The sequence below is a fragment of the Vibrio sp. 1580 genome (genome assembly GCF_033340055.1).
This window is the reverse complement of sequence record NZ_JAWOVT010000598.1, coordinates 1-552: the sequence shown is the minus strand read 5'-3', so window position 1 is coordinate 552 and position 552 is coordinate 1. Positions and strand designations below refer to the sequence as shown.

Sequence of the window (552 nt, the reverse complement as noted above, 5' to 3'; positions counted from 1 at the left end):
CTTAATGATTTGAACACACGTTCAGATAATCTAAACGTGTGCTCAAATAATTCTCAACGTTTTGTTTATCGCCAATCTCCGCGCAATGCGTGTACTTTTTCGAACATAGTTTGTGCGGTGGCTGAGCTAGGATCTACCGGTTCGCCAGCTTCAATTTCCAATTTGGACCAGAAGCGAGTCGGGAGCCCTCTGCATGCTCGTCCTTTAGCGCGGCTAAAATAACTGCCCCACAATCCTTTCAATGCCATCGGAATCACAGGTACCGGGCTTCGACGCAGAATAATGTCGATGCCACGCATGAAGTCGTTCATTTCGCCATCGGAGGTCAATCGCCCTTCAGGGAAGATACAGACAATATGGCCTTCATTGAGAGCTTCTTCGACGTCGTTAAATGCTCGACGAATAGAACTTCGGTTGCTAGCAGAAATTGGTATCACGCCAGCACGGCGTAAAAAGCGTCTTAGCGGCGGCAGGTTGGCGTAATCTTCTTCCATCACAAAGGGAATCAAACGAGGGCATACGGCACTCAGTAACAGGGCATCCATGTAGCTC

General features: G+C 48.6%; 1 protein-coding gene. It reads right to left on the bottom strand.

Going from position 1 to position 552, the window contains the following annotated elements; genetic code table 11:
• Nucleotides 1-65: 65 nt before the first annotated feature.
• The coding region (locus tag R7093_RS27360; RefSeq protein ID WP_318147300.1) for a 1-acyl-sn-glycerol-3-phosphate acyltransferase at nucleotides 66-552 on the bottom strand (487 nt) is incomplete at its 5' end.